The sequence below is a fragment of the Bordetella genomosp. 13 genome (assembly GCF_002119665.1).
Classification (GTDB): domain Bacteria; phylum Pseudomonadota; class Gammaproteobacteria; order Burkholderiales; family Burkholderiaceae_B; genus Bordetella.
Map to the genome: position 1 here is coordinate 1,793,416 of NZ_CP021111.1, position 14,955 is coordinate 1,808,370.

Here is a 14,955-nt window from a genome sequence, read left to right on the forward strand (position 1 = left end):
AACGCGGGTCCGCGAAAAAAACTCGCAATCCAGCGACCTGATCCCCTAAAGGTTGCGATCGACAGGCCGTAACCCAGGCAGCGGGTCGAGATGCGGCCCGCAACGCAGGGCGGCCTCAGCTGCCCGGTTTGAAGAAGCCTTTCTCTCTTGGGAGCTATTCATGGCTGCTGTTATCAACACCAATTACCTGTCGCTGGTTGCTCAAAACAACCTGAACAAGTCCCAGTCGTCGCTCGGCACCGCCATCGAGCGTCTGTCCTCCGGCCTGCGCATCAACAGCGCCAAGGATGACGCCGCCGGCCTGGCGATCGCCAACCGCTTCACCTCGAGCGTCCGCGGCCTGTCGCAAGCTGCCCGCAACGCCAACGACGGCATCTCGCTGGCTCAGACGACCGAAGGCGCCACCGCCGAAATCACGACCCACCTGCAGCGCATCCGCGAACTGTCGGTGCAGGCCGCCAACGGCACCTACTCCTCGACCGACCTGGCTTCGATGCAGGAAGAAATCGAAGAGCGCGTCGCCGACATCGACCGTATCAGCCAACAGACCGACTTCAACGGCGTCAAGGTTCTGTCGTCCGACCAGGAAATGACCCTGCAAGTCGGTTCGCGCGACGGCGAAACCATCACCGTCAGCCTGAAGGAAATCAGCTCCAGCACGCTGAACCTGGCCGATTTCAGCATCGCCGGCCCGCAAGGCACGACCGAAGCCTACGCTGGCGGCACCGCGGCTGGCGCCGTCACGCTGAAGTCGACCAACGGCGAAGGCGAAGCGACCGCCGTCAGCGCCGCCAACGTCACCCTGAAGGACGTGAGCACGGGCACCACGCAAGGCGGCGCCACCGGCACGCTGGATCTGGTGCAAGACGACCGCGGCAACTGGTACGTCCAAAGCGGCACCGGCGCTGCTGCCACGTACTACGCTGCCACCGTGACCGTCAAGGGCGGCACGGGCACGGCTGCTGCCACGACCAACCCCACCGCCACCGTCACGTACGACTCGACCAAGGAACTGAGCGTCGCCAGCGACGATCCGCTGACCTCGCTCGACACCGCCCTGAACCAGGTCGACACGCTGCGCAGCAACCTCGGTGCCGTTCAGAACCGTCTGGAATCGACCGTTTCCAACCTGAACAACATCGTGAACAACCTGTCGGCTTCGCGTTCGCGCATCGAAGATGCCGACTACGCGACCGAAGTGTCGAACATGACCAAGGCCCAGATCCTGCAACAGGCTGGCACCTCGGTTCTGGCCCAGGCCAACCAGGTTCCGCAGACCGTTCTGTCGCTGCTGCGTTAATTCGCAACACAAGGGAGGGGCGACCTACCGCCCTCCCCTTGACCGGCAGTCCCAAGAAACCCGCCTCGGCGGGTTTCTTGCATTCCAGCGCTCGAAAATTGGGCCTATTTCCCGATTCATACCTCGCAATTGAAAGTGGAGGGGCAGGTGTAGCCTAGGCATCCCGAAGATCGCCCTACTGGCGGGCATCTTAAGAACATTCGCATCATCATGCCCAAGACCGTCCGCTCCGTCCGTTCCTCGCCACAGGCCGTCACCATCATGGGGCTGTCGGCCTCGCAGGCGCAGTCCAGAACCGAACAGCAGCCGGCCGATCCGGTGGGCTGGAAAAGCCTGGGCGCGCATCACCTGGAAAGCGGTCGCCTCGATGAAGCCCGTTCGGCGCTGGACCAGGCCTTGCGGCTCGCCCCGCAAGACCCGGAAGCGCTGCGGGTGCTGGCCGATCTGGAAACCAGGGTAGGCGACCTGGCCGCCGCTCGCGAGGCGCTGCAGACGGCGCTGGACATCGAGCCGACCCACATACTGGGCCAGGTCAAGCTGGCCGAGATCCTGTATCGCCTCGGACTGCTCGACGAAGCCATCCAGTGCCTGGATCAAATACCCTCGAAGGGAAAGCATCGCGCCACGCTGCTCTCGTGGCGGGGCTTGGTGCAATTGGGCCGTGCCGAGTACGACGACGCCCGCCAGGCATTCGAAGCACTGATCGCCATCGAGCCGAAGCAGTACTCCGCCTGGAACAACCTGGGCAACGTGCATCGCGATCTCGGTGATCTTGAGCAGGCGGAGGCCTGCTACGCCAGGGCCTCCTCGATGACGCGCGACGACCCGCTGCCCCGGTCGAACTGGCTGACGGCGCTGCACTACAACCCGCAGGCCACCGTCGAGTCCATCCTGCAGGTCTGCAAGGACTGGGGCGCCATGTTCGTGCCGCAGACGCGCCCGACCAGGCCCACTCCGGCCGATCGTTCGCCCGGCAAGGTCCTGCGCGTCGGAATGTTCTCGGATGGGTTCCGGCAGCATCCCGTAGGCATGATGACCACGTCGGCACTGGAACACCTGTGCCGGCTCGGCGTAGACGTCTACGCCTACACCACCAATGCCAAAGAAGACCACATCACTCAGCGCGTCAAGGCGCTGGCACGCCGGTGGACGTCGATATCGCACCTCAACGACGATCAGTTCGCTCAACTGATCCGCGACGATCAGATAGACATCCTGATCGACCTATCCGGCCACAATGCCGGCTCGAGGATGCGCGCCGTGGCGCTGGAGCCCGCCCCCGTGCTGGTGAAATGGGTAGGCGGCCTGATCAACACCACGGGAGTCGAGGCCATCGACTACCTGATCACCGACAGCATCGAGTCTCCTCCGGGCAGCGATTATCTGTACACGGAGAAACTGATCCGCCTGCCGGACGACTACATCTGCTTCATGCCGCCGCAGTCGCCCCCTGCCGTTGCCGAGCTGCCCGCGCTGAGAAATGGCTACATCACCTTCGGCTGCTTCAACAACCCGACCAAGATCAATGAGGTCGTGCTGGCTCAATGGGCGCAACTCATGCACGACGTGCCGCAGTCGCGCCTGTTCCTGAAGGGCGCCGCCTACGGCACCGAAGCCTTGCGCCAGCGCATCCTGTCCGGGCTGGAAAAGCACGGTATCGAGGCCGGGCGCGTGCGCATCGAGGGACGTTCGCCCCACCTCGAGTTGCTGGCCCGCTACAACGAAGTGGACATCGCGCTCGATCCCTGGCCGTACTCTGGCGGGCTGACGACGTGCGAAGCCATGCTGATGGGCGTACCGGTAGTGACCTTGCCTGGCCCGACCTTTGCCGGACGGCACTCCGCGACGCACCTGGTCAATGCCGGCATGCCCGAGTTGGTGGTGCAGGACTGGGACCAGTACCGCGGACGCGCCATGGAGCTGGCCTCCGATCTCCAGAGCCTTGCCACGATACGCAGCCACTTGCGGCAGATGCTGCTGGAATCGCCCGTCTGCGACAGCGCTCGATTCGGCAGCAACCTGGCCAATGCACTGCGGGCCATCTGGCAGCGCTACTGCGAGGGCGACGCGCCGGCCGCCTTGGCCTTCACGCCGGATGGCCAGCCCTGGTTCGAAGACAAGGATGGCCCGACGACACTGTTGCAGCCCGACGCGTCCGCACTGGCGGACGCCGACGCGCAAGACAGTTTCTCCTTCTCCTTCCAGGGCAAGATCGTGGCGCTGGACCACGGCGGCGCGCTGATCGAAAACCCGCTGCTTCAAGGCCCCGGCCAGATGGGCACGCTGAACGTCATCGCCCTGGACCCTGCCAGCCGGCTCCAGGAGGCCATGGGCAAGACGCGCGAAAAGTACATCAGCTCGTACCACAACCACATCGCCCTGGGCGACGGCGAACCCGGCGTCCTCTATGCCTGCCTCAATGCCGAAGTCAGCGGGACCCTGGAGCCCCTGCCCCCGGCCAGGCAACTGTCATTCATGCGGCAGCATGCCAGCGTACTGGCCAGGCTGCCCATCTCCACGGTCCGGTTGGACAACATCGATGGCCTGGACAAGCTCGACTGGCTGATCCTGAACGAAACGTACGACAACGAGAAGATCCTGCTGGGCGGCCAGCGCCTGTTGGAACAGGTGCTGGTCGTGCATATCCGCGTGCTGATGGCGCAGCTGTTCGAGAAGCAGCCCGACCTGTCGTCCCTGATCAGACTGCTGGCGGCGCAGGGTTTCAACCTGCTGCAGCTGTGCAATCCCGAGTACGGCAGTTACTTCCCCGAGGACGGCAGCACCGCACCGCATCGCGGCTCCCAACTGCTAGGCATGGACGCCGTCTTCGTCCCGAGCGAAGCCCGCTTGAAGTCGCTGACCGCCAATCAGAGACTGAAGCTGGCATTCCTTCTGCACACTAGCTATGGCGCCCCGGACGTGGCGTATGCCGCACTGAGGCACTCGGAAGGCGGAATAGCCGACCGCTACCTTGCCAGCACCGGCTGGCTGGTGCCGGACACCGTGAAGGCGCACGCCGAAGCGGCCAAGTCGCCGCTCGACGAGTTGCCTTCCGCCACCGGTAAGAAGCGATTCGTGCACCTCTGCTACAACAACGTCCATACGCAGAACTTCATCGACCTGATGGCCGACAGCGCCTTCGCAGAGGACTTCGCCCATCAGATCCTCGTCGAGAAGGCCCGCAGCATTCCCAACTACGACATCGATCTTGGAGACAATCCGAACGCGGTGTATTTCAGCCACGCGGCAGACATGCAGTCCGTGCTCGCGCACATCCTTCAGTCCGATGTCGAGGGCGTTTTCATCCATGGCCTGTTCTTTGAATGGCAGAAGACGTTGATCCGGGCCATCGGCGACAAGAAGAAAATCATCTGGATCATGTGGGGCGGTGACCTCTACAACCCCATCAAGGGCGGCAAGCCGCTATTCGATGTCGTGGAGCACATCGACGCCGTGGCCACCGGCACTGACGGGGACTATCGCCTGTTTCGCGAAACCTATGGCGAGCGGCCCAGGTTGCAGTTCGCCTACCCGAGCAAGACCGAATTCCAGAGCATTGAGCAGCCGAGAATCAAATCCAAGACGATTTTCGTCGGCAACAGCGGTGACCCGGCCAATATGCACCTGGAGATCCTCGAAGCCCTGTCCACGAAGCCCGACATCGGCGATTACGAGATCGTGCTGCCGCTCTCGTACAACCTCTCGCCCGCGTACGAGCAGGAGTTACGCGTCGGCATTGCAAATCTGAAGCTCGAATCCCAGGTTCGCATGCTGACAGAGTTCATGCCGTCGAAGGACTACTTCAAACTGCTGGCGAATTCAGAGATGGTCATCACAGCGCATCATCGGCAGCAGGCGCTCGGCAACCTGATGGCGGCTCTCTATTTCGGCTGCAAATCCGTGCTGCGCAAGGAGATCGTGCTGAATGGCACGCAGATGCTCAATCCCGGCTGGGAACTTCTAACCAGCAGGATGGGTACCCATCCGATCGACTACGCGGACTTCCTGGCGACGAAGAAGCTCGCAGCTTTGCCGGTCGTCGCGGATGAACAGCTCGAGCAACAACGCGCGGGAGTGCTGGACTTCCAGGGGACCGGCACCTTCAAGGACATGCTGAAGCAACAGTTCTCCGCCGCCGCTCTGCTGTAACCGCGGCGCTGGTACGCCGTTTCCCAAACCGCACACTTCGCCCCGCCACACGATCATGATCCAAAGCTTGCCGTTCAACCGGCCGCACCAGACCGGTAAAGAACTCGCCTACATTGCCGAGGCCGCCTCCCGGCTGAAACTTTCCGGCGACGGAATGTTCACCGAGCGGTGCAATGCTTGGCTGGAGGCCAGCACCGGGTGCCCCAAGGCTCTGCTGATGCACTCGTGCACTGCGGCGCTGGAACTTGCGGCCCTGCTGTTGGACATCAAGCCAGGCGACGAAGTGATCATGCCGTCTTACACCTTCGTATCGACCGCCAATGCGTTTGTTCTGAGGGGTGCGGTTCCCGTCTTCGTCGATATCCGGCCGGACACACTCAACTTGGACGAACGCCTGTTGGAGGCCGCGATCACCGATCGCACGAAGGCCATCGTGCCCGTTCATTACGCCGGCGTCGCCTGCGAGATGGACGCCATCCTCGATATTGCTCGCCGCCACGGCCTGTATGTGATCGAAGACGCCGCGCAAGGCATCATGGCTTCGTACAAGGGCCGACCGCTGGGTGCCATAGGTGATGTGGGAGCCCTGAGCTTCCATGAAACCAAAAACATCATCTCCGGCGAAGGCGGCGCGGTGCTGGTGAACAGGCCCGAACTGGCGCTGCGCGCCGAGATCATTCGCGAGAAGGGCACCGACCGCAGCCGCTTTCTCAGGGGCGAGGTGGACAAGTACACCTGGCAGGAAGTGGGCTCATCGTTCCTGCCGAGTGAGATTATTGCCGCCTTCCTGTGGGCCCAGATGGAACAGGCCAAGAGCTTGACGCAACAGCGCCTGGCGCTATGGAACAACTACCACGAAGCCCTGGCGCCGTTCGAGGCCGAAGGCATCCTGCGCCGCCCCATCATCCCCGCCCACTGTCAGCACAATGCCCATATGTACTACGTGCTGCTCGATCCTTCGTTGAATCGCCAACGCATCCTGGCGGCGATGCGAGACCACCAAGTCTGCGCCGTTTCCCATTATGTGCCCCTGCACTCCTCGCCCGGCGGACGCAGATATGCGCGGGCGCACGGCGATCTGCCCGTCACCGATGCGGTATCGGAACAACTAGTGCGTCTGCCGCTGTGGGTCGGCCTGACGCCGCAAGACCAAGACAGCATTGTCGGTTTGTTCGCCGGCGCTCACGCGATGGCGGCGTGACCGCATAGAGAGAAGCATGCAAACCAATCCTACCTCGTCGAGACGGAAAGCCATCATCCTCGCCGGCGGCAACGGCACGCGGCTCTACCCCATGACGCGCAGCACGAGCAAGCAGCTGCTGCCGGTGTTCGACAAACCCATGATCTATTACCCGCTGTCGGTGCTGATGCTGGCCGATATCCGGGACATCCTGATCATCTCCACGCCGGAAGACCTACCACGCTTCGAGCACCTGCTGGGCTGCGGCGAGACCCTTGGTATCCGACTCTCCTATGCCAGCCAGTCCCGCCCCCGCGGCCTGGCAGATGCCTTTCTAGTGGGCGCAGACTTCATCGGCGGAGACGACGTCACCATGATCCTGGGCGACAACATCTTTTATGGCATGGGCCTGAGCACCATGCTCGAACGCGCCAACCAGCGTACCACCGGCGCCACGGTGTTTAGCTACCAGGTCCGTGACGCCCGGCCGTTCGGCGTGGTCTCATTCAATCAGGACGGCCGCGCAGTTGATTTGGAAGAAAAGCCCCAGGTTCCGAAATCAAACCACGTTGTCACCGGGCTGTATTACTACGACAACCAGGTGGTGGAGATGGCCCGGCGCCTCAAACCCTCCGCGCGGGGCGAAATCGAGATCACCGACCTGAATCGGCATTATCTGGAACAGGGTCAACTGCATGTTCAGCCACTGGGCCGGGGCTTCGCCTGGCTGGACACGGGAACGCCGGAAGGTTTGCTAGACGCAGCCAATTTCGTCGCCACGGTCGAAAACCGGCAAGGGTTCAAGATCGCCTGCATCGAAGAAATTGCCTGGCGCCAGGGCTGGATAGATGCATCCGACCTGCGTGTGCTGTCCGGCAAGTACGGCAATGGCGGCTATGCGCAGTACCTGCTACGCCTGGCCGACGAGCCTCGCTGACAGAGTCCTCCGCATGAAGACCGTTGCCATACTGCAATCCAACTATATCCCCTGGAAAGGGTATTTCGACCTGATCGGCGCTGTCGACGAGTTCATCCTCTACGACGACATGCAATTCACGAAGAATGACTGGCGTAACCGCAACAAGATTAAAACCCCCAAGGGCGTAGAGTGGATCAGCATCCCGGTGGGTGCCGGCATCACCCGCCGCATACGGGATGTGGAGTTGCCCAATGCGCAGTGGCAGGAAAAGCACTGGAAGACCCTAGCCGCCAACTACAGTCGAGCCGCACACTATCGCGAAATCGCCGACCTGCTCGATCCCATCTATCTACGACAGCGGCATACCCGCCTCTCGGACATCAACCGGGTGCTGATCGAGATCATCTGCCGCTATCTAGGCATCGCCACGGTCATCCGCAATTCCTGGGACTACGCGTTGGGAGGAGGCAAGACCGAACGTCTGGTCGACCTCTGCGTGCAGGCCGGGGCGAAAGCCTACATCTCGGGCCCCGCAGCCAAAGGCTATCTTCAGGAAAGCCTGTTCTCGGAAGCCGGTATCGCGGTGACGTGGTTCGACTACACAGGATATCCGGAATACCCACAGCTATGGGGCCCGTTCGAGCATGGCGTTTCGGTACTCGATCTGCTCTTCAATTGCGGCAAGGACGCCTCGCGCCATATGAAGTTCGCCCCATCGCCCGAATCAAATCTTTCATGAGAGAGACCCCGTGAACCAGATAAATCTGCGTGACAGGCCTCTGCTGCCGGAAACCGAGGTCGCCGAGCATGCCTACCACATCCGGACCCGAGGCTACAGCCTGCTGCCGGGCTTTCTGGGGCCCGACGAGGTCGTCCTGCTGAAGAACAGCATGCAACAGGCCATCGAGGACTTCAAGCCGGTTCCAGGCGTAGAAAGGAGCTTCCTGGACCGTTATCAGATACATGACCTGCTGAACCGGGACATCAACTATGCCCGCTTGTTGGAGGATCCACGGCTGCAACAACTGGTCGCCCCTCACCTGGGCGAACACTGGATCATGTATGCGGCGACCTCTTCCTCTATCCCGCCCCACGGCACCAATTACGCCAGCCGCCTGCACGTGGACAGCCCGCGCTTTCATCCGGGGTATATCTTCAACATGGGAATTATCTGGGCACTGGACGACTACACGCTGGAAAACGGCGGCGCGCTGAAGGTTCTGCCAGGGTCCCAGCACGTCGGCATGCCACCGGAGCCTGAAGTGTTCGAAAAGCATGCCGTGCACCTGACCTGCCAGGCCGGTTCGCTCCTTATCTTCAACGCCCGGATGTATCACCGCACCTTCGAGAACCGGACCGCGCAATGGAACCATTCCATGACGATCAACGTGTGCAGGTCATTCATGAAGCAACGCATGGACTGGGTGCGCTTCATTCCCGAGAGCATCACCGCGCAGCTGAACCCGCAGGCACGGCGGCTGATCGGCTTCGACACCCGCCTGCCGGCCGACCTGGAAGAGTTCTTTCTGCCCGAAGCGCAACGTCTGTACAAACCGAATCAAGGATAGCCCCGCCATGACCAAGCCTTTTCTTCCCGGCCAGGACGAGGCCATCCAGGCCAACATCTATGTGCATGCTTTCCTGGCGAACTCTGGTGAATACAACAAAAGCCCGCACTTCCGCCCCGAGAACCAGGAAAAAGTCCGCACCATCCTGCTTCGCCTGTTGGGCGGACGCCGGCCGGACGCCAAGGCCATCGATTTCGGCTGCGGAACCGGTTTCCTCATCCACCTCATGCGAGACCTGTTTCGGGAAATCCACGGGGTGGACATCACCCTGGACATGATGAAGCAGGTCGACACCAGCTCCGGCAACGTGTTCCTGCACGAGAGCCTCGCGGAGGACACGCCTTTTTCGCGAGACACGTTTGATTTCGCGACGGCCTACTCCTTCATGGACCACCTGAGGGATTACAAAGCTTTCCTCAAGGAAGCCTATCGCGTGCTCAAGCCGGGCGGGATCTTCTATTCCGACCTCAACCCAAACCGCGATTTCATCCTGGCCATCGCCGACGCCGAAACCCGCTTGAATGGCCTGGTGCCCACGATGCCCATCGTTACCCGGGAAATCCAGGGCGCCATGCACAACGGTGAGTACTACCAGCAGAATTTCGGTCTCGATGCCGACATGCTGGAGAAGGCTGAGCCGATCAAGACACAAGACAAGGGGTTCGACTCTGCAGAGGTGCTGCGCGCGGCCCGGGAGATCGGTTTTTCAGACTGCCGCGTCGAGTTCGAGTGGTTCCTGGGCCAAGCCAAAGTCATGCATGAACAATCCCGAGCGGACGCCGATACGGTCGAGAAGTACCTGAACTCGGTCATGCCTGTCTCGTCGCACCTGTTCAAATACCTGCGTTTCGTATTCGTGAAATGACGTCCAAGCCGCTGATCATTTTCGGCATCGGTTCGCTTGCCCAACTGGCGCACTACTATGCCACGCGGGAAATGCGGCTTCAGGTTGCCGCGTTCGCCGTCGACGCACGTTTCAAGACGGTTGACACCATGCTGGGCCTCCCGGTCCTCTGCTGGGAAGACCAGTTGCCCGAGCAGTATCCGCCTCAGTGCGCGTCGATGTTCGTGGCGGTCGGGTACCGCAGCATGAAAGGCCGCCAACATGCGTACGACCGGGCGACGTCCGCAGGCTACGACCTGCCCAGTATCGTTTCTAATGCCGCGTTCATCGCGGAAACGGCCCGCATGGGCTCCAACAACTTCATCATGCCCGGAGCCGTGATCGAGCCCGAAGCTTTGCTCGGTGCGAACAACGTCGTGTGGTCCAACGCGACCCTCTGCCACCATACCCGCGTGGGTAACCACAATTTCTTCGCGAGCAACGTCACGGTCGGTGGCGAAGTGTCGGTAGGTAGTCGGAATTTCTTGGGTTTTTCTTCGATTGTCCTGCAACACAAGATCATCGGCGATGACACATTGATCGCCGCAGGATCGCTGTTGACGCACGACGCTGAGTCACTGCGCCACTATCAGGGATCTCCCGCGCGTGCGGTGATGACCCTCGATCCTGCGCTGGGCGTATGCGTCATCCCTTGAGAAACGACATTCGCTTCGCACGTGCTTAGCACCGCCGGAGCATCCTGTTCACGGGCAGGCATCCCGACCTATACGAACTGCCCCAACTCAATGCAGCAGATCTGACTCCTTTCATGAACACAAACTCTCTTGCAATCCTGCGCAGCCTGCTAGGGGAGAAAGTCTCCGCCTCGTTTCCGGGAAGCGTGGTTTCCTATCCCGCGATGACCTCGCCCGAGGAAAAGCAGCTGCTGTACATGCTCGCGAGCCAGTACTACCAAGGCAAGGGTCTTATCGTCGACGCCGGCCTGTATCTCGGCGCGTCGACCAATGCCCTGGCACATGGGATAAAAGCCAACCCAACGGCGTGGGAGACGGTGAAAAAGAACAGGCTGCGTCCAATCCATGCCTACGATCTCGCCCGATGGGACGCCGCGGTTTACGACAAGCACTGGAGCAACCCCGTCTCGGTATCCCAGAAGATGGGGAAATCCTATTCCGACGGCGATGATTATTCCGACCTGCTTAGAGCCCTGCTCAAGCAGCACGAGGGCCTGATCGAGTATTTCTTCGGTGATATGGCGGCGCTTGCGCGCGTACCGGCCGGCAAGAACGTCGAGATCGCCTTCTACGACTGCCTCAAAGAACACTACGTGGACTGGGCGGCCTTCAAGGTTTTCGGGCCGGCATATGTGCCGGGCGAAACCGTCGTGGTCCACCAGGATTATTTCTACGAAGCCCTGCCCTACATCAAGCTTCGGCAAGAGTACCTGAGCGACCACTTCGAATACTTGGGCGCAATTGCCACGACCGCGGTATTCCGGCTGAAAAGCCCGCTCCCCGCGGAGCTCTTCGAAAGGGACTTCCTGGAAGACCTGTCGGTCGCCGAATCCATCGAACTGCTCGAAAGGGCCGCGGCGCGGGCCCCCTTTTCGGAATTCAAGGGGTACTCCGAGATCTGCGTCGTGAATTACATGTTCTCCGCCGGAATGCCAGACGCCGCCCGCGAGCGGCTCGCCCGAGTCGAACGGGACTACCGCATCATGCCGCACCGCCGGCTTGCCGCGACGATCGAGAATGCAAAGAAACTGTTCGACGGCCAGTTGAAGTTGACCTCGAACTTCGGATATCAGTAGCAAGGACACCGACCATGAAGATCTCCGTCACCAACGCCACCAAGCCGCCGCAGCCGGTCAGGCAACCCAGCTCCGCCGCGGGGACCCGCTCCCCTGCCCCGGTGCCGGCGCAGGATGTCGTGCCGATGAAGCAGATCGAGGCCATTGTCAATAACGCGCTTCAACAGCAGACCGAGCGCCGGCGCGGCTACAAGGCACAGATGGCCGTTTCGCATCTGGGCATACAGCACACCGAGAACTGCCGCGTGCTGCCGGACCGCGAACTGCTGCTTTCTCGCATCCCCAGCGGCGGCGTTTGCGCCGAAATCGGCGCCGCCTTCGGTGACTACACCGACTCGATCCTGTCCCTCAACAAGCCCAAGCAACTGCACCTGGTGGATGCATGGGATTCGGACCGCTACCGCCAAGGCCTGCAACAGATCCGGCACAAGTTCGCCAAAGAGATCCAAGCCGACCAGCTATGCATCCACCAGGGGTTGTCGGTGGACAAGCTGCTGGAATTCAAGGACAACTTCTTTGACTGGGTCTACATCGATACCAACCATTCCTACGAAACCACGCTGGACGAACTGAAGATCTGCAACCGCAAGGTCAAGCCCGGCGGCCGCATCGCGGGACATGACTTCTGCACCGGCAACGTGATCTCACCTGTGCCCTATGGCGTCGTCGAGGCGGTGACGCAATTCTGCGTCGAGGATGGTTGGCAGTACGAATACGTGACGCTCGAATACCACGGGCATTTTTCGTTCTGCCTGACGCGGCTTTGACTCGTGGCACGGCACCATGACGCGTCCGGGTGCGGTGCCCAGCTGTCTTGCCAACGTCATCCCCAAACGCCACACTACGCGGGCCGCCACTCTGTTGCAAGGTCTTGCTCCGCAAGCCTCTGGCACTGATTGCGTCACCCCAACATGCTGGCTCCGCCAGCCACCAGGAGAGTTAGGAATGGACGTCGATGTGAACAACGCAGTGAATACGGCCCTCGCGATGCGCGACGTGAACACCGCTCAGGAGGTCCAAGTCGCGCTGCTGAAGAAAGTTCTGGCCTCGCAGGCCGACACCATGGCCACGCTCATGGGCTCGGTCCCGCCCCTGGCGGTTGACGGCACGCTGGGCGGCAACATCGATACGCACGCCTGAGCGACGGCTTCATTTCCTTCAATGCGCCTGCTCATCCCCAGGCGCAGACTGGCTTCTCGCCCCCTGCTCGCGCGTCTCGCCGAGCCGCCGAGCCGCATGAGTTATCGAAAGAGCCTAAGCGGCCAGTACGTCTCGCTTTGACCTAGCGTCCATGAAAAAGCGGCCACCAGGGCCGCTATCGGACGCGCCTACGAGACTGGTCCGTCGGTCTACTTCTTCCGCACCGGCGGCAGATCCGTGCACACGCCTTCCGCCACCTCGGCCGCCATCCCGACCGATTCTCCCAGCGTGGGATGCGGGTGGATGGTCTTGCCGATATCGACCATGTCGGCGCCCATCTCGATGGCCAGCGCGATTTCGCTGATGAGGTCGCCCGCGTGCGTGCCGACGATGCCGCCGCCCACGATGCGGTGGGTCTCGGCGTCGAACAGCAGCTTGGTGAAGCCTTCGTCGCGGCCGTTGGCGATGGCTCGGCCCGAAGCGGCCCACGGGAACAGGCCCTTCTCGACCTTGATGCCTTGCTTCTTGGCCTCGTCCTCGGTGAGACCCACCCAGGCCACCTCGGGGTCGGTGTAGGCCACGGACGGAATCACCCGCGCATCGAAGAAGGACTTCTGGCCGGCTGCCGCCTCGGCGGCCACGTGGCCCTCGTGCACGGCCTTGTGGGCCAGCATGGGTTGGCCGACGATGTCGCCGATGGCGAAGATATGCGGCACGTTGGTGCGCATCTGCCTGTCGACCTCGATGAAGCCGCGCTCGGTGACCGCGATGCCGGCGCGCTCGGCGCCGATCTTCTTGCCGTTGGGGCTGCGGCCCACGGCCTGCAGCACCAGGTCGTAGCGCTGCGGCTCTTTCGGCGCGCCCTCGCCTTCGAAGCTGACGTAGATGCCGTCAGCCTTCGCTTCGGCGCCCACCGTCTTGGTCTTCAACATGATGTTGTCGAAGCGCGGGGCGTTCATCTTCTGCCACACCTTCACCAGGTCGCGGTCGGCGCCCTGCATCAGGCCGTCGAGCATTTCGACCACGTCCAGGCGCGCGCCCAGCGTGGAGTACACCGTGCCCATTTCCAGGCCGATGATGCCGCCGCCGATGATCAGCATCTTCTTCGGGATGGCGCGCAGCTGCAGCGCGCCGGTCGAGTCGACGATGCGGTCGTCCTGGGGCAGGAACGGCAGCTTCACGGACTGGCTACCGGCGGCGATGATGGCGTTCTTGAAGCGGATGGTCTGCGCTTTTCCATCCTCAGCCTTCACCGTCAGGTGATAGGGGTCGGCGAACTCGCCCACGCCCGTCACCACGGTCACCTTGCGGGCCTTGGCCATGCCGGCCAGGCCGCCGGTCAGCTTGCCCACCACGCTGTCCTTGTAGGCACGCAGCTTGTCCAGGTCGATCTTGGGTTCGCCGAAGCTGATGCCGTGGGCCGCCAGCGCACGCGCCTCGTCGATGATGGCGGCGTTGTGCAGCAGGGCCTTGGACGGGATGCAGCCTACGTTCAGGCACACGCCGCCCAGCGTGGCGTAGCGCTCGACCAGCACCGTCTTCAGACCCAGGTCGGCCGCGCGGAAGGCGGCGGAATAGCCGCCGGGGCCCGCGCCCAGCACCAGCACGTCGCATTCGAGATCGGCCTGGCCCTCGTAGCGGGCGGCCGCCGGCGCAGGGGCGGAGGGCCTGGACGACTGCGCGGGCGCGGAGTCGGCCTTTTTATCGGCCTCGCCGTTGGGCGCCTGGGCCTTGGCATCGGCCTTCGCATCCGGCTTGGGCGCCGACTCGGCAGGCTTGGCATCGCCGGCGTCTTCGCCCGAAGCCTCGACCTCGACAATGACGCTGCCCTCGCCGACCTTGTCGCCCACCTTCACCTTCACCGACTTCACCACCCCGCCTTGCGAGGCCGGAATTTCCATCGATGCCTTGTCCGACTCGACCGTGATCAGGCTCTGCTCGGCCTTGATCGTGTCGCCTTCGGCCACCAGCACCTCGATGACTTCCACTTCCTTGAAGTCGCCGATGTCGGGGACTTTGATTTCCGTGAGTTTGCTCATGGTGTC

12 protein-coding genes are annotated in these 14,955 nt (G+C 62.1%); 11 read left to right on the forward strand and 1 reads right to left on the reverse strand.

What is annotated here, in order from left to right; translation table 11 throughout:
* The first annotated feature begins 160 nt into the window (after positions 1-160).
* The 11 genes from CAL15_RS08045 (at position 161) to CAL15_RS08095 (ending at position 12,910) form a co-directional block, all read left to right on the forward strand.
* Positions 161-1,300, forward strand: coding sequence for a FliC/FljB family flagellin (locus tag CAL15_RS08045; protein ID WP_086078105.1), 1,140 nt, complete (start codon positions 161-163; stop codon positions 1,298-1,300).
* Between the two features lie 210 nt (positions 1,301-1,510).
* A complete protein-coding gene (locus tag CAL15_RS08050; RefSeq protein WP_086078106.1) occupies positions 1,511-5,449 on the forward strand; it encodes a TDP-N-acetylfucosamine:lipid II N-acetylfucosaminyltransferase in 3,939 nt (1,312 codons plus the stop codon).
* Between the two features lie 55 nt (positions 5,450-5,504).
* A complete protein-coding gene (rffA, locus tag CAL15_RS08055; RefSeq protein WP_086078107.1) occupies positions 5,505-6,650 on the forward strand; it encodes a dTDP-4-amino-4,6-dideoxygalactose transaminase in 1,146 nt (381 codons plus the stop codon).
* Positions 6,651-6,666: 16 nt separating this feature from the next.
* Positions 6,667-7,566 carry a glucose-1-phosphate thymidylyltransferase RfbA gene (gene rfbA, locus CAL15_RS08060; RefSeq protein ID WP_086078108.1) on the forward strand — a complete coding sequence of 300 codons (900 nt, stop codon included), beginning with the start codon at positions 6,667-6,669 and terminating at the stop codon, positions 7,564-7,566.
* Positions 7,567-7,579: 13 nt separating this feature from the next.
* Complete coding sequence (locus CAL15_RS08065; RefSeq protein ID WP_086078109.1) at positions 7,580-8,287, forward strand: WbqC family protein; 708 nt, start codon at positions 7,580-7,582, stop codon at positions 8,285-8,287.
* A gap of 10 nt (positions 8,288-8,297) precedes the next feature.
* Complete coding sequence (locus CAL15_RS08070) at positions 8,298-9,116, forward strand: phytanoyl-CoA dioxygenase family protein (protein WP_157666625.1); 819 nt, start codon at positions 8,298-8,300, stop codon at positions 9,114-9,116.
* 7 nt (positions 9,117-9,123) lie between these two features.
* Positions 9,124-9,981, forward strand: coding sequence for a class I SAM-dependent methyltransferase (locus tag CAL15_RS08075; RefSeq protein ID WP_086078111.1), 858 nt, complete (start codon positions 9,124-9,126; stop codon positions 9,979-9,981).
* Positions 9,978-10,655: an acetyltransferase gene (locus CAL15_RS08080; protein ID WP_086078112.1), complete on the forward strand. Its 678-nt coding sequence runs from the start codon at positions 9,978-9,980 to the stop codon at positions 10,653-10,655. The genes CAL15_RS08075 and CAL15_RS08080 overlap by 4 nt, the downstream gene beginning before the upstream one ends.
* A gap of 113 nt (positions 10,656-10,768) precedes the next feature.
* Complete coding sequence (locus tag CAL15_RS08085; RefSeq protein WP_157666626.1) at positions 10,769-11,770, forward strand: hypothetical protein; 1,002 nt, start codon at positions 10,769-10,771, stop codon at positions 11,768-11,770.
* 14 nt (positions 11,771-11,784) lie between these two features.
* Entirely contained in the window at positions 11,785-12,537 is a 753-nt protein-coding gene (locus CAL15_RS08090) for a class I SAM-dependent methyltransferase (protein ID WP_198299175.1), read from the forward strand.
* Positions 12,538-12,715: 178 nt separating this feature from the next.
* On the forward strand, positions 12,716-12,910 hold the full coding sequence (locus CAL15_RS08095; protein ID WP_086078114.1) for a YjfB family protein: 195 nt from the start codon (positions 12,716-12,718) through the stop codon (positions 12,908-12,910).
* Positions 12,911-13,119: 209 nt separating this feature from the next.
* Here CAL15_RS08095 and lpdA read toward each other — a convergent pair whose 3' ends face one another.
* The gene (gene lpdA, locus CAL15_RS08100) at positions 13,120-14,949 is read right to left on the reverse strand and encodes a dihydrolipoyl dehydrogenase (protein WP_086078115.1); all 1,830 of its coding nucleotides are present in this window, start codon (positions 14,947-14,949) and stop codon (positions 13,120-13,122) included.
* Positions 14,950-14,955 lie beyond the last annotated feature (6 nt).

Bases quoted from the DNA above. Each gene is read 5' to 3' on its own strand.
- CAL15_RS08045 (WP_086078105.1), top strand. From the start codon at position 161: ATGGCTGCTGTTATCAACACCAATTACCTGTCGCTGGTTGCTCAAAAC.
- CAL15_RS08050 (WP_086078106.1), top strand. From the start codon at position 1,511: ATGCCCAAGACCGTCCGCTCCGTCCGTTCCTCGCCACAGGCCGTCACC.
- rffA (WP_086078107.1), top strand. From the start codon at position 5,505: ATGATCCAAAGCTTGCCGTTCAACCGGCCGCACCAGACCGGTAAAGAA.
- rfbA (WP_086078108.1), top strand. From the start codon at position 6,667: ATGCAAACCAATCCTACCTCGTCGAGACGGAAAGCCATCATCCTCGCC.
- CAL15_RS08065 (WP_086078109.1), top strand. From the start codon at position 7,580: ATGAAGACCGTTGCCATACTGCAATCCAACTATATCCCCTGGAAAGGG.
- CAL15_RS08075 (WP_086078111.1), top strand. From the start codon at position 9,124: ATGACCAAGCCTTTTCTTCCCGGCCAGGACGAGGCCATCCAGGCCAAC.
- CAL15_RS08080 (WP_086078112.1), top strand. From the start codon at position 9,978: ATGACGTCCAAGCCGCTGATCATTTTCGGCATCGGTTCGCTTGCCCAA.
- CAL15_RS08085 (WP_157666626.1), top strand. From the start codon at position 10,769: ATGAACACAAACTCTCTTGCAATCCTGCGCAGCCTGCTAGGGGAGAAA.
- CAL15_RS08090 (WP_198299175.1), top strand. From the start codon at position 11,785: ATGAAGATCTCCGTCACCAACGCCACCAAGCCGCCGCAGCCGGTCAGG.
- CAL15_RS08095 (WP_086078114.1), top strand. From the start codon at position 12,716: ATGGACGTCGATGTGAACAACGCAGTGAATACGGCCCTCGCGATGCGC.
- lpdA (WP_086078115.1), bottom strand. From the start codon at position 14,949: ATGAGCAAACTCACGGAAATCAAAGTCCCCGACATCGGCGACTTCAAG.